Source organism: Lysobacter sp. Soil_C_59 (assembly GCF_057656415.1).
The window spans coordinates 138,393-152,355 of the sequence record NZ_JBDGKK010000002.1 but is presented as its reverse complement, the minus strand read 5'-3'; the positions used below and the strand labels follow the sequence as shown (position 1 = coordinate 152,355).

Here is a 13,963-nt window from a genome sequence, read left to right as displayed (position 1 = left end):
TCGTTGACCGCGCCTCCACGCACGCGGGGCCATGGTCTGCCGACCAGCGAGGTCCTCCCATGCGCACGCACAAGTCCTGGTACACGCGGTTCGCCAAGGCCGCCGCACATTTCGCCGGCCGGCCCCGTGTCTTCGCCCTGGCCGCGCTGTTGATCGTGGTCTGGGTGGTGACCGGGCCGATCTTCGGCTTCAGCGACACCTGGCAGCTGGTGATCAACACCGGCACGACCATCATCACCTTCCTGATGGTCTTCCTGATCCAGAACACGCAGAACCGCGACACCGAGGCGATCCAGGTCAAGCTCGACGAACTGATCCGGGCCACGGCCGGCGCGCACAACGCGCTGCTCGACCTGGAGGAACTGGAGGAGATGACCCTGGACGAGTTCAAGGCCAAGTACCAGGCGCTCGCCACGCATGCGCGCAAGGACCTCGACCGGGGCGGGAAGGACACCGGAACGCCGGAGGCGTAACGCGCGGGGTAGCGTTACAGCTTGCCTTCCGACCCGGTGTAGCTGACGTTCCAGACCTTGCCCTTCTGGTCGGTCATGCAGGCCCAGGGCGCGTCCGCGCCAGGCACCTGCACCGAGACGGAAATGCCGGCCTCACTGAACTCGGACCCGGCCACGGAAAGTTTGCTGCTGGCGACATTGGTCTTTTTGGACACCGCCGCAAGGCAAGCCTTCTCCGAGGCAGGGTGCGACTGCCCGGACGCAGCCGCGGGCGCGGCCGCAGCCGCCGGAGCGGCCGTCGCATCGCTGGCGATCGTGCACACACCATTAGCGCGGTTCTTGCCCGTGTACGAAACGTCGGGCGAGCCATCGGGGTTGATGGAAATGGAGATGGTCGTGCCCGTCGCCGCATCCTTGGCTTCGTAGTAGTTCTCGTTGACTGCGTTGAGCTTGGCTTCCTTGCCGTTGACATAGACCGGCCCGCCCTGGTCGACGTGCACGTCCAGCTTGCCAGGACAGGTGGCGTTGATCAGCGGCAACTTCGCCTGCGCGCTGAATGCGCACAGGGACGACACGACTACCACGATGGGGAGCAGGAGCGATTTCATGACGGGGCACGCCAGCCGGGGGACGGCGCTCATTACAGCCGCCTGCGGTGATGCCTGCGTGACGGGCAGGAGGCACTCCACCGGTCCGCACGCGCAACACAGTGTCGCGGACCGCGCGGCATGCGGTGGGCATAAGATGTCGGCCTGATCGCGGCAGCACTGTCGCATCGCCACCGGAGCTCCCATGCCGCAGACCGCAAACGTGAATCGCCGCATCGTCCTCGCTTCGCGCCCCAAGGGTGCGCCCACGCCGCAGGACTTCCGCCTCGAACAACTCGATGTGGCCACGCCCGCCGAAGGCGAGGTCCTGCTGCGAACGCTGTATCTGTCACTCGATCCCTACATGCGAGGTCGCATGAGCGAGGCGCCGTCCTATGCGCCGCCGACCGCGATCGGCGAGGTGATGGTCGGCGGCACCGTCAGCCGCGTGGTCGCATCGCGCAACCCGAAGTTCGCCGAAGGTGATCTCGTCCTCGGCGGCTCCGGCTGGCAGGACTACTCGCTATCGAACGGCCGCGACCTGATGGCGCTTGGCAATGCCGCGCGTCCTTCGCTCGCGTTGAGCGTGCTCGGGATGCCGGGCTTCACGGCGTACCACGGCCTGTTGAACATCGGCGAGCCCAAACCCGGCGAGACCGTGGTCGTTGCCGCAGCCAGTGGCGCGGTCGGGGCGGTGGTCGGGCAGATCGCCAGGATCAAGGGCGCGCGCGTTGTCGGCGTGGCCGGTGGTGCCGACAAGTGCCGCTACGTGCTAGACGAACTCGGCTTCGATGCCTGCATCGACCGCAATGACCCGCAGTTCGCGCAGAAACTGGCAGAGGCCTGCAAGGACGGCATCGACGTCTACTTCGAGAACGTCGGCGGCGCGGTGCTCGATGCCGTGCTGCCGCTGCTCAACGATGGCGCACGCGTGCCGGTGTGCGGACTGATTGCCCACTACAACGACCAGAAGCTTCCTGCCGGGCCCGATCGCCTGCCGCTGCTGCTGGGCCTGGTGCTGCGCAAGCGCATCCGCCTGCAGGGCTACATCATCATGGATCACTACGCCGATGGCTTCGCGCCGTTCTACCGCGACATGAGCGCCTGGGTCGCGGCGGGCAAGGTGAAGCTGCGCGAAGACATCGTCGATGGGCTGGAGAACGCGCCTGCGGCCTTCATCGGCCTGCTCGAAGGCAGGAACTTCGGCAAGCTGGTGGTCCACGTCGCGGACTGAGCCGCCCGGTTTCACGGCTTCACAACCGCCTAATGGCGGCTCGCCAAGACTGCATGGCCGGGCGCCGGCACCTGGCGCCGTGGAGCGACGAGCGTGGGCTTCGCAGCGCAGGTACTGCTGTTCTCGGCCGGCCTGTTCGCGGGGATCGTGCTGTGCATCGAGCTCGGGCGACGGCTGGGCATCTCCCACCTTGTCCGCGAGAACCGCGGCCTGACCAAGGGCGCCGAGGCCGCCGAAGGGGCCGTGTTCGGGCTGCTCGCGCTGCTGATCGCCTTCACCTTCTTCGGTGCGGCGTCGCGCTTCGACGATCGCCGCCATCTGGTGGCCGAGGAGGCCAACACCATCGGCACGGCCTACCAGCGGCTCGACCTGTTGCCTGACGAAGCACAGCCGGAACTGCGTGCGCTGTTCCGCCGCTACCTGGAAGTGCGCCTGGCGACCTACCGCGACGCCGAGAACCGCGAGTACACGCAGCAGGAACTGGACCAGGGCTCGGCACTGCAGGACGAGATCTGGCGCAAGGCCGTGCAGGCGACCCGTCGACCCGATGCGTCGCCGCCGGCGACGTCGCTGGTGATCAACTCCTTGAACGAGATGTTCGACATCACCGACACCCGCGTCGCGGCGACCCGCAACCATCCGCCGCGCATCGTCTACTGGCTGCTGGCGGGCCTGTGCCTGATCGCCGGGCTCCTGGTCGGCTACGGCACCTCGATCAACCCCGATCGCAGCTGGCTGCACCGGTTCGTGTTCGCCGCCATCCTGACGTTGACGGTGTATGTGACGATCGAGATCGAATACCCGCGCATGGGCCTGATCCGCGTGGATTCGGCCGACCAGGCCCTGGTCGACCTGCGCAAGCGCCTGCGCTGAGCCCCAGGTGCGGCACTTCCGGCGGCAAGTTGACGTCCAAAGGCAAGTATTGGGGTCCGGCCCCCGTCCAATTGCGGGATAATCGCCTGTGCCGGATCTCCCCGGCCCCAGCGCACTCGCCCGACCGGGCTCCGCATGGCCACACGATGCGAAGTCCGCGCCCGAGTGTCGCTGCCGCACTCCGATCAAGACCACAGCAGCCGCCATGAACAGCCAATACCGCAAGCCGCTCCCGGGCACCGCGCTCGACTACTTCGATGCACGCGCCGCGATCGAGGCGATCGCGCCCGGCGCCTACGACCGGCTTCCGTACACCTCGCGCGTGCACGCCGAGAACCTGGTGCGCCGCGCCGAACCGAAGATGCTCGACGCCTACCTCACGCAGCTGATCGAGCGTCGTCGCGACCTCGACTTCCCGTGGTTCCCGGCGCGCGTGGTTTGCCACGACATCCTCGGCCAGACCGCGCTGGTCGACCTGGCCGGCCTGCGCGATGCGATCGCCGAGCGTGGCGGTGACCCGTCGCAGATCAATCCGGTGGTGCCGACGCAGCTGATCGTCGACCACTCGCTGGCAGTGGAGTACGGCGGCTTCGACAAGGACGCGTTCGCCAAGAACCGCGCCGTCGAGGACCGTCGCAACGAGGACCGCTTCCACTTCATCAACTGGACGAAGAAGGCGTTCCGCAACGTCGACGTGATTCCGCCGGGCAACGGCATCATGCATCAGATCAACCTGGAGCGGATGTCGCCGGTGGTGCATGCGCGCGATGGCGTCGCCTTCCCCGACACGCTGGTCGGCACCGACAGCCACACCCCGCACGTCGACGCGCTCGGCGTGATCGCAATTGGCGTAGGCGGCCTGGAAGCGGAGAGCGTGATGCTCGGCCGCGCCTCGTGGATGCGCCTGCCCGACATCATCGGCGTCAACCTCACCGGCAAGCCGCAGCCCGGCATCACCGCCACCGACATCGTGCTGGCCCTGACCGAGTTCCTGCGCCAGTCGAAGGTGGTCGGCGCGTACCTGGAATTCCACGGCGTAGGCGCCTCGGCGCTGACCTTGGGCGACCGCGCGACGATTTCCAACATGGCGCCGGAGTACGGCGCGACTGCGGCGATGTTCTTCATCGACGACAAGACCATCGACTACCTGCGCCTGACCGGCCGCGAGGACGCGCAGGTCAAGCTGGTCGAGACCTATGCGAAGCAGGCTGGCCTGTGGGGCGATGCGCTCGAGACCGCCGAGTACGAGCGCGAACTCACCTTCGACCTGTCGTCGGTGGTGCGCAACATGGCCGGCCCGTCCAACCCGCACAAGCGCCTGCCGACCTCCGACCTGGCCGCGCGCGGCATCGCCGGTGCATGGGAAGACGTGCCGGGGCAGATGCCCGATGGCGCGGTGATCATCGCCGCCATCACCAGCTGCACCAACACCAGCAACCCGCGCAACGTGATTGCCGCCGGCCTGATCGCGCGCAACGCCAACGCCCGTGGGCTGGTTCGCCGGCCGTGGGTGAAGTCGTCGCTGGCACCGGGCTCCAAGGCCGTGCAGCTGTACCTGGAAGAAGCCGGCCTGCTGTCGGAGCTGGAGAAGCTGGGCTTCGGCATCGTGGCCTTCGCCTGCACCACCTGCAACGGCATGAGCGGTGCGCTGGATCCGGCGATCCAGCAGGAAGTGATCGATCGCGACCTGTACGCAACTGCGGTGCTGTCGGGCAACCGCAACTTCGACGGCCGCATCCATCCGTACGCCAAGCAGGCCTTCCTTGCCTCGCCGCCGCTGGTCGTGGCCTATGCCATCGCCGGCACCGTGCGCTTCGACATCGAGCGCGACGCGCTCGGCCACGACGCCGATGGCAACCCGATCACGCTCAAGGACATCTGGCCGAGCGACGAGGAGATCGACGCGATTGTCGCCAGCAGCGTCAAGCCGGACCACTTCCGCCAGGTTTACGAGCCGATGTTCCGCATCAGCGAAAAGCACGGCGAGAAGGTTGGCCCTCTGTACGACTGGCGCCCGCAGAGCACCTACATCCGTCGTCCGCCGTACTGGGAAGGCGCGCTGGCCGGTGAGCGCACGCTCAGCGGCATGCGTCCGCTGGCGGTGCTGGGCGACAACATCACCACCGACCACCTGTCGCCGTCGAACGCGATCATGGCGTCCAGCGCCGCCGGCGAGTACCTGGCGAAGATGGGCCTGCCGGAAGAGGACTTCAATTCCTACGCGACCCACCGCGGCGATCACCTCACCGCGCAGCGCGCCACGTTCGCCAACCCGAAGCTGCTCAACGAGATGGTGCGTGACGAGGCCGGCAACGTTAAGCAGGGTTCGCTGGCGCGGATCGAGCCGGAAGGGCAGGTCACGCGCATGTGGGAGGCGATCGAAACCTACATGGAGCGTCGCCAGCCGCTGATCATCATCGCCGGCGCCGACTACGGCCAGGGCTCGTCGCGCGACTGGGCGGCCAAGGGCGTGCGCCTGGCGGGTGTCGAGGCGATCGCCGCCGAGGGCTTCGAGCGCATCCACCGCACCAACCTGATCGGCATGGGCGTGCTGCCGCTGGAGTTCCTGCCGGGCACCAACCGCACCACGCTGGCGATCGATGGCACCGAGACCTATGACGTGATCGGCGAGCGCACGCCGCGCGCGCAGCTGACGCTGGTCATCAACCGCCGCAACGGCGAGCGCGTCGAGGTGCCGGTGACCTGCCGCCTCGATACCGCCGAGGAAGTGTCGATCTACGACGCCGGCGGCGTATTGCAGCGCTTCGCCAACGATTTCCTTGAGTCCGCGCAGGCCGCCTAGGCCGCCTGCAACCTGCAGTCCCCCCAGGAAGGAGAGAAGGCAATGTCAGCAGCTACCGGAACCGTGCGTCTCCATCGCGTGCTTCGCGCGCCCGCCGAACGCATCTACCGTGCGTTCCTCGATCCCGATGCAATGGCGAAGTGGCTGCCGCCGCACGGTTTCACCGGCAAGGTGCACCACATGGACGCCAAGGTCGGCGGCAGCTACCGCATGTCGTTCACCAACTTCGCCACCGGCAAGAGCCATTCCTTCGGCGGCAAGTACCTGGAGCTGGTGCCCGGCGAGCTGCTGCGCTATGTCGACGAGTTCGAAGACCCGAACATGCCCGGGCAGATGCAGGTCACCGTGAACCTGAAGACGGTCGTCTGCGGTACCGAGATCAACATCGTGCAGGAAGGCATCCCGGCGATGATCCCGGTCGAGTTCTGCTACCTGGGCTGGCAGGAGTCGCTGACGCTGCTGGCGCAGCTGATCGAAGCCGAGATCCCGGACGAGCCCGCTCCCTGACAACCCCTGACCGCACCAAGGCCGACGGAATTCCAATGTCCCATCTCCCCCAGATCCGCATCCCCGCCACCTATATGCGTGGCGGTACCAGCAAGGGCGTGTTCTTCCGCCTGCAGGACCTGCCCGAAGTGGCGCAGGTCCCCGGCCCGAAGCGCGATGCGCTGCTGATGCGCGTGATCGGCTCGCCCGATCCCTACGGCAAGCACACCGATGGCATGGGCGGCGCGACGTCCAGCACCAGCAAGTGCGTGATCATCTCCAAGGCGTCGGTGCCCGACCATGATGTCGATTACCTCTATGGCCAGGTCCTGATCGACAAGCCTTTCGTCGACTGGAGCGGCAACTGTGGCAACCTCAGCTCCGCCGTTGGTCCGTTCGCGATCAGTGCAGGCCTGGTCGACGCCAGCCGCGTGCCGGCCGACGGCATTGCCGTGGTGCGGATCTGGCAGGCGAACATAGGCAAGACCATCATCGCGCACGTGCCGATGAGCAACGGCCAGGTGCAGGAAACCGGCGACTTCGAACTCGACGGCGTGACGTTCCCGGCAGCCGAGATCGCGCTGGAGTTCCTCGATCCGGCTGACGACAGCGACGGTGGCTCGATGTTCCCTACTGGGAATCTTGTCGACGACCTGGAAGTGCCGGGTGTCGGCACGCTCAAGGTGACGATGATCACCGCCGGCATCCCGACCATCTTCGTCAACGCCGCCGACCTGGGCTACACCGGCACCGAGCTGCAGCCGACCTTCAACGACGACCCGAAGGCGCTGGCGCGCTTCGAGGCGATCCGCGCGCACGGCGCCGTGCGCATGGGACTCATCAAGAACATTGAGGAGGCCGCCACCCGCCAGCATTCGCCCAAGGTCGCGATCGTCGCGCCGGCACAGGACTACGTCGCCTCCAGCGGCAAGCACATCGCCGCATCCGACATCGACCTGCACGTGCGCGCGATGTCGATGGGCAAGTTGCACCACGCGATGATGGGCACCGCGTCGGTTGCGATCGGCACCGCCGCTTCCGTCCCCGGCACCCTGGTCAACGTAGCCGCCGGCGGTGGCGAACCCGATGCGGTGCGCTTCGGTCATCCGTCGGGAACGCTTCGCGTCGGTGCGCAGGCCAAACTGGTCGACGGCGAGTGGGCCGTCACCAAGGCGGTCATGAGCCGCAGTGCGCGCGTGCTGATGGAAGGCGCGGTCAGGGTTCCCGCGGACTCGTTCTGACGGCCTTGGCCGTGTTGGCCGGACGCTGGTCCGGCCGACCGTGCCATGTCGCACTTCTCCTCGGGCAAGACGAGGCGCTAGGCTCCGGCTAAGTCCCTTCCCCGCAGACAAGGAGCAATGCGTGTCCATGATGAGCCTCGTGCTTGCCGCAGCATCGGCAGCGACCGCCGCGTCGCCTGCAGTGTCGCCCGCCGCAATCGACCCGACCACCCGTGCCGCCATCGAGGCGACGTGCTTCGACTATGTCGACGGGCAGCTTGAGGGTGATCCGCAACGCGTCGCGCGCGCGCTGCACCCGGATCTGGCCAAGCGGCGCGTGCTGGGCGATACCCCGGACGAGCGCCTGGGACTGCGGCGCATGAGCAAGGAAGAACTGGTCGAACTGACGCGGCAGGGCGCGCTGAAGACGCCGAAAGAACAATGGAACCGCGCCTGCACCGTGCTGGACGTCGCCGGCAATACCGCGGCAGTGCGCGCGGAGACGCCGTGGTTCGTCGACTTCTTCCACATGGGCAAGTTCGACGACCGCTGGATCATCGTCAACGCGCTTTGGTACTCCAAGCCGAAGTGACCTGGCGGTCTTGAAAGGCCCGAGCGCCATGCGCCCGGGCCCAGGAGCAGATCAGAAGCTGGCGCGGACGCCGAGCGTGTACTGCGAGTAGCCGCTGCCGCTCTCGAGTTCGCCGGTGATGCCCCAGTTCGGGGCGAAGCGGAACTGCATGCCGACGCTGGCGCTGAGCTCGGAATCGTAGAAGTCTCCGCTGGTGTAGTTGCCCTTGCCCCAGATCTCCAAAGCGTCGGTCAATGCCGAGCGCGCGCCAACCGAAACACGGCCACCGAAGCCATTCGGGTAGCGGCTGTCGTCTTCGGCCTCGTCCTCGATGTCCAGGTCGGTATCAATAGCCGAGACTTCGGCAAGCAGGTCGGTGCGATCCGACAGTCCGTAGTGATAGCCGGCACCCAGGTTGACCCGCGTCACGGTGACGTCGACATCGTACGTCCGGGAAACGACTCCCATGAACGTGTCGTGGACCTGCACCTCCACGGTGTCAGTGCCTCGGCGGACACTGCCAAAACCGTAGAACGACTCTCCCACCGCCACCGAGACGACGCCGAAGAAGCCGTCGCTCTTCACTTCCCCCTGGGGGCGCCCCGAGAGAAATCTCGCAATCCGGAACGAGGGAACATCATCTTTCGCCAGGTGCGCGTAACCGCCTTCGATATACGAGTAGTTCAACGAGCCGGCAAACGCGGTAAACGGTGCCGCCGCCAGCAATGCCGCCAGTACGAGTTCCTTCTTCATTGCATCCCCTGGTAGTGAATTCATCCCTGCCGGTGGCCATTGCGGCCGACCTTGCGCTCAAGCTGCGACGGCTCCCCAAGAGCGTCCCGGGTGCTTCCGGGAATCACACAGCGGCGAGAGTATGCATCGGCCTGCGCGCGCAAAGCTGCGCGTTGCGGCCGACATGACGAGACTTTTTCTCAGCGCACTGGCAGGGCCGCTGTCGATCGTGATGATCGTCACGCACTGCCGTCGATCAGGCCCGCGATCTCGATGTGCGACGCTGCTCCGAACGGGGCCTGGACATCCTCTTGCCAGCCTTGCCCGGCATTGTTGCCAATGGGGCAACACGGGGTGTCCACCCCCCGGTCTACCGGCGGGACTCGAAACCGGGTCTGCTGTAGCCGGCCGCGAAGCCGGCTGCAGAAGGAATCGGCGCAATGAAGATCGTAGTAGCCGGCGGCCATGGCCTCGTCGGATCCAAGCTCGTCGCGCGATTGAAGGCCCGCGGGCACGACGTGCTGGCCGCTTCGCGCAGGTCTGGCGTCAACACCGTCACCGGCGAAGGATTGCAGTCGGCGCTGGACGGCGCGGACGTCGTCGTCGACGTGACCAACGCGCCCTCGTTCGACGAGCCGGAAGTTACGGAGTTCTTCACGCGTTCGAGCGAGCGGCTGCTGGCCGCCGCCGAGCGCGCCGGCGTCTCGCATTACCTCGCGCTTTCGGTGGTCGGCACGCAACGGCTGCAGACCAGCGGCTACTTCCGCGCCAAGGATGCGCAGGAGCGTTTGGTGAAACGCTCCGACGTGCCGCATTCGCTGGTGCAGGCGACGCAGTTCTTCGAGTTCATGGCCAACATCATTCCGCCAGGCAGCGGCAAGGACATCGTCCATCTGTCGCCAGCGCTGGTGCAGCCGGTGGCGGCGGACGACGTAGCCGTTCGACTGGCCGACCTGGTGGCCGGGCGACCGTCGAATTCCACCATCGAGATCGCCGGTCCGGAGACCTACCGGCTGTGCGAACTCGTGCAGTGGGTCATGTACAGCTACCAGGACGACCGGCCGGTGATCGCAGACCCGGCAGCCAGCTACTACGGCGCGATCCTCGACGACCACACGCTCACGCCCGACACGCAGGCGTTGATCGCGAACACCTACTTCAAGGACTGGCTCGACGGTTACCTGACCGGCGCCATCGAGATCCCGCACGTCCATCACCCCGATCCGCTCGCGCACAAGCCGTAGTCACGCGGACCGGGCCGCTGACGATTGGGAGTCTGCTCGCCTCCCGGAACGAAGAGGAATCTCCCCATGTCCAAGATCGAGAAAGTCCTGTTCACAGGCAAAACCCACACCGCCTCCAGCGCCCGCGATGCTGCGGCGCGCGGCGGTCACGGCCGCATCGACATCAAGACCTCGGCGTCGGGCTCCGGCACCAGCCAGGAACAGTCGTTCGACGCAGTGCTGCCGCATCCGACGGCGGAGCAGCTGTTCGCAGGTGCCTGGTCGGCCTGCTATCACTCGGCGATCGGCGTGGCGGCACAGGAGAAGAAGATCAAGCTGCCCGATGGCCTGGCCGTGGAGATCGAGATCGACCTTGGCCAGACCGGTGATGCCTACTTCATCGAGGCCCGTTTCAACGTGATCCTGCCGGGCATGTCGCAGGCCGATGCCGAAGCGCTCGCGCACAGGGGGCACGAGATCTGTCCTTACTCGAAGGCCACCCACGGCAACATTGACGTGGCCGTCAAGGTCACCGTCTGAGCTCACCTGCGAGTGCGCTTGTGGCCCCGATTTGAAGCAGGCAGCATGGACGCTGTCCGATCGATCCGGGGCCACGATGTCGCATCCGCTGATCTCGCCAATGATCCTGCCCATGGCGGCGCACGTCGCGCTGGCCGCATTCCTGTACGTGGTGCTCACCTTGGCGCGCGCGCCCGCGATCTGGGGCATCGGCCGTCGCGCCGATGGCAGCAATCCGTGGGCACGCATCGAACCGCGCATCAGCGCCAACCTTTCCAACCAGTTCGAATGGCCGCTGTTCTTCTACGCGGCCTGCATCATCCTGCTGCAAACAGACGCGGCTGACCACGCGCTGGTGCTGGCATGGATCTTCGTCGTCGGACGCGTGCTGCACAGCCTCGTGCAGATCCTGACGAGCAACATCCGCCTGCGCGGCGCTGTCTTCACGATCAACTTCCTGGCCGTCATCGGCCTTTGGGCGATGGTGGTCCTGGGATAGTTGCCAGCGCGCCGGCTGATCTGCGGCGCACTGGCAATGCCTGTCACCTCAGTTCGCACTTGGCCGGGTCGCTGAGGCAGCGCTCCAGGCGCGCCTGGCCGGCGATCTCGTCTGCCTGTTGGTTCATGCGCTCAGCGCGTTCGGCTGGAGTGTCAGTGATGCTGTCCGCCAGCGACGTGCCGCCTTCGGCAAGGGCCGCTGCGCCGCCGGTGCTGCCATAGGCGATGCCGGTGAGGCTGCCGTCGGCAGCGAAGACGAGCCCCGCGGTCTGCTTGCCAAACAGGCGAGGGGCGGGCAGCGGCAGGTCATAGATCCGTCCGGCCTGTGGCACGGCAACCACGCCGACGGAGCGCTCGCGGTCCTTCTCCAGCAGTCTTACTTCGTATTGCACGGGCACGCGTGCGCGGATCACCGGATAGTCCGGGCAACGCGCACCTTCCTTTGCCGTGCAGACGGTCAACGCCGCCGTCGGCGCCTGCGTGCTCTGGGCATGTGCGGAAGCGTGCATCTCGCCGGCCAGGCGTGCCAGCGCCCGCTCGGCCCACGTGTCGTCGAACGCGGGCTCCAGGCGCCAGGTCTCGCGCGGATACTCATAGACCGGGAAGTCGTCATCGACCGCACCCTTGTCCATGGGATCGTCGAATTGCAACCGCGCCTTGTACGGGAACACGGCCACACCCTCCGGCGCGTCCTTGGCAAGGCCACAAAGCAGGCGGCGAGCCTGGGCTTCCTCCCCTTCGGTCGCCAGCGGGCCACCCATCTTCGCCACCGGTAGTGCCGGCACCGTTCCCAGCGAGATCGCCATTCCCGCCAACGACGCCGCAGTCTTCGCCCAGGCCGGGCCATCGCCCTGGTTGGTGCTGTTGATGGACGCGAGGCGACCGTCCGCGGTGAGCGCTATCGCCAGCTCCGATCCGGCATACCAGCGGTCCAGCGCCGCCAGGTCCAGCTGCATCGGACCGCGCGCGGGATCGGCCGAGTAAGCGGAGGTCAGCGTCGCCATCGGCCACATCCGCAACCTATCGTTCTTGCAGGTGACATAACGCTCCACCTTGAGCACGACTTCCGCTCGCGGCAGGTAGTAATTGACGCGCGCGTCCGGTAGCGAAGCGCAGCCCGTTGCCAAGCCCATCGTGGCGCACACAGCCGCCATCCTCCATGCCTGCATTGGATTCCCCCTGTTGATCGTCGATGTCGCCGGGAACTCCCCTCCGGCGTGCCCAGAGCATAAACGTGACCGTGGTCGCGCGCCGCCACCGTCGCGCACGCGCCGGGGGTGGTGCGATCATTGGCGCGCAGACCGCCTGTCCATGCCAGCCGAAGGAGACGCTGCGTGAAAATTGTCGCCGCCACCTATGGCACCGAGGGCGATACCCGCCCGTTGGCCGCGCTGTGCCACGCGCTGCGCAACGCCGGCCATGACACGCTGCTGCTCGCGGATGCCGGGACACTCGGCAGCGCGCATGCGCTGGGGGTGCCGAGCAAGGCCCTGGCAGGCGACATCCGCGGGGCGCTCGAACCCGGCCACGGCATCGGCACCGTGGTCGGCGGCAGCAGCGATCTCAATGCCACGGCCAAGGCCCTGGCTGCGATCGCCAATGCCCACGCGTCATCGTGGCTGCGCACGATCCTCGATGAGGGCAGGGATGCGGACCTGTTGCTGGTCTCCGGCCTGGCGGCCTTCGTCGGATTGGCCGCCGGTGATTGCCTGCGGATCCCGGTGATCGGGGCCGGCATGATCCCGCTGTCGCCAACGCGTGCATTTGCGTCTCCGTTCCTGCCGCCATCGCTGGTGCCAGGCTTCCTCAATCGCGCCAGCCACAGCTTCGTCAGCGCGATGATGTGGCGGGCCTTCAAGGGATCGACCAACGCGGCGCTCACCCAGGTCGGTGGCCTGCCGCCGCGCAAGCGCATGTGGGAAGGTCATCCGATGCTCTACGGCGTGTCGCCGTCATTGCTGTCGAAACCGGATGACTGGCCGTCCAACACATTGGCCTGCGGCCAATGGTTGTTGCCGTCACCGGACTGGGCGCCGCCGCGCGAGTTGCAGGACTTCCTCGCCGCAGGCGAAGCACCGGTGTACATCGGCTTTGGCAGCATGACCGGCTTCGATACCTCGCGCCTGAAGCAGGCACTGACCGCAGGACTGCGCGGCCGGCGCGCGCTGTTCTATCCCGGCTGGAGCGGCGTGGATACCAGCGACCTGCCGGACAACGTGCTCGTGGTCGGCGAGACCGCGCATGACTGGCTGCTGCCGCGCACCGCGCTGGCGATCCACCACGGTGGTTCGGGTACGTCGCATTCGGCATGCCGTGCGGGCATTCCATCGGTGGTGGTGCCGTTTGCCGGCGACCAGTTCTTCTGGGCGGCGCAGATGCAGCGGCGCGGCGTCGCTCCCGATGCGGTCAAAGGGCGCGACATCACCGCAGATGTTCTTGCACGGCGTATCGACGAGGCATTGGCCGCACCGGTGCGCGAGCGTGCGCGCGAACTGGGTGCGCGCATGCGCGAGGAAAACGGCCTGGCAACGGCGGTCACGGCGATCGAGCAACTGGGCACGCAGCTGCGTACGCGCAACTGACCGGCACGACTACCGCCTGACAAGTTTCAGGCCAACAATGCGGGAGCGCGCCGTCGCGATCTGCCGAAAAAGCAAGCACGCATAGGGGCTTGCGGACGTAATTGCCGCGGCGTAGAACTGATGGCGGCAGACACGCAGAAGACGGTCACCTGGCAACCGCAACGGTTGCCCTGGACTCGGTGA

At 66.8% G+C, this 13,963-nt stretch carries 14 protein-coding genes; 11 read left to right on the top strand and 3 right to left on the bottom strand.

Annotation, left to right across the window (positions count from 1 at the left end; all coding sequences use genetic code 11):
• The first annotated feature begins 59 nt into the window (after positions 1-59).
• A complete protein-coding gene (locus AC3A3Q_RS04205; protein ID WP_487585042.1) occupies positions 60-473 on the top strand; it encodes a low affinity iron permease family protein in 414 nt (137 codons plus the stop codon).
• 14 nt (positions 474-487) lie between these two features.
• Here AC3A3Q_RS04205 and AC3A3Q_RS04200 read toward each other — a convergent pair whose 3' ends face one another.
• The gene (locus AC3A3Q_RS04200; RefSeq protein ID WP_487585041.1) at positions 488-1,093 is read right to left on the bottom strand and encodes a hypothetical protein; all 606 of its coding nucleotides are present in this window, start codon (positions 1,091-1,093) and stop codon (positions 488-490) included.
• Between the two features lie 151 nt (positions 1,094-1,244).
• On the opposite strand from AC3A3Q_RS04200, the gene AC3A3Q_RS04195 reads away from it, so the two are divergent.
• From AC3A3Q_RS04195 to AC3A3Q_RS04170, 6 genes are all read left to right on the top strand, one after another.
• Positions 1,245-2,273, top strand: coding sequence for an NADP-dependent oxidoreductase (locus AC3A3Q_RS04195; protein ID WP_487585040.1), 1,029 nt, complete (start codon positions 1,245-1,247; stop codon positions 2,271-2,273).
• 93 nt (positions 2,274-2,366) lie between these two features.
• Positions 2,367-3,146: a bestrophin-like domain gene (locus tag AC3A3Q_RS04190; RefSeq protein ID WP_487585039.1), complete on the top strand. Its 780-nt coding sequence runs from the start codon at positions 2,367-2,369 to the stop codon at positions 3,144-3,146.
• A 205-nt stretch (positions 3,147-3,351) separates the two neighbouring features.
• Entirely contained in the window at positions 3,352-5,949 is a 2,598-nt protein-coding gene (acnD, locus tag AC3A3Q_RS04185) for a Fe/S-dependent 2-methylisocitrate dehydratase AcnD (RefSeq protein ID WP_487585038.1), read from the top strand.
• A gap of 42 nt (positions 5,950-5,991) precedes the next feature.
• Positions 5,992-6,456: an SRPBCC family protein gene (locus AC3A3Q_RS04180; RefSeq protein ID WP_487585037.1), complete on the top strand. Its 465-nt coding sequence runs from the start codon at positions 5,992-5,994 to the stop codon at positions 6,454-6,456.
• Positions 6,457-6,491: 35 nt separating this feature from the next.
• Positions 6,492-7,676, top strand: a complete 1,185-nt coding sequence (gene prpF, locus AC3A3Q_RS04175) for a 2-methylaconitate cis-trans isomerase PrpF (protein ID WP_487585036.1) — start codon at positions 6,492-6,494, stop codon at positions 7,674-7,676.
• A 127-nt stretch (positions 7,677-7,803) separates the two neighbouring features.
• Positions 7,804-8,247 (top strand): nuclear transport factor 2 family protein, encoded by a 444-nt coding sequence (locus AC3A3Q_RS04170; protein ID WP_487585491.1) that lies wholly within the window; start codon positions 7,804-7,806, stop codon positions 8,245-8,247.
• 51 nt (positions 8,248-8,298) lie between these two features.
• On the opposite strand, the gene AC3A3Q_RS04165 is transcribed toward AC3A3Q_RS04170, so the two are convergent.
• Positions 8,299-8,979, bottom strand: a complete 681-nt coding sequence (locus tag AC3A3Q_RS04165; RefSeq protein WP_487585035.1) for an outer membrane beta-barrel protein — start codon at positions 8,977-8,979, stop codon at positions 8,299-8,301.
• 419 nt (positions 8,980-9,398) lie between these two features.
• Here AC3A3Q_RS04165 and AC3A3Q_RS04160 point away from each other — a divergent pair, with 419 nt between their 5' ends.
• The 3 genes from AC3A3Q_RS04160 (at position 9,399) to AC3A3Q_RS04150 (ending at position 11,199) form a co-directional block, all read left to right on the top strand.
• On the top strand, positions 9,399-10,202 hold the full coding sequence (locus AC3A3Q_RS04160) for an SDR family oxidoreductase (RefSeq protein ID WP_487585034.1): 804 nt from the start codon (positions 9,399-9,401) through the stop codon (positions 10,200-10,202).
• A gap of 66 nt (positions 10,203-10,268) precedes the next feature.
• Positions 10,269-10,721: an Ohr family peroxiredoxin gene (locus AC3A3Q_RS04155; RefSeq protein ID WP_487585033.1), complete on the top strand. Its 453-nt coding sequence runs from the start codon at positions 10,269-10,271 to the stop codon at positions 10,719-10,721.
• 76 nt (positions 10,722-10,797) lie between these two features.
• Positions 10,798-11,199: an MAPEG family protein gene (locus tag AC3A3Q_RS04150; RefSeq protein WP_487585032.1), complete on the top strand. Its 402-nt coding sequence runs from the start codon at positions 10,798-10,800 to the stop codon at positions 11,197-11,199.
• 43 nt (positions 11,200-11,242) lie between these two features.
• Here the strand turns inward: AC3A3Q_RS04150 and AC3A3Q_RS04145 are convergent, their stop codons facing one another.
• Entirely contained in the window at positions 11,243-12,325 is a 1,083-nt protein-coding gene (locus tag AC3A3Q_RS04145; RefSeq protein ID WP_487585031.1) for a hypothetical protein, read from the bottom strand.
• A 207-nt stretch (positions 12,326-12,532) separates the two neighbouring features.
• Between AC3A3Q_RS04145 and AC3A3Q_RS04140 the strand changes: the two genes are divergently transcribed.
• Complete coding sequence (locus AC3A3Q_RS04140) at positions 12,533-13,780, top strand: glycosyltransferase (protein ID WP_487585030.1); 1,248 nt, start codon at positions 12,533-12,535, stop codon at positions 13,778-13,780.
• The last annotated feature ends 183 nt before the right edge of the window (positions 13,781-13,963 follow it).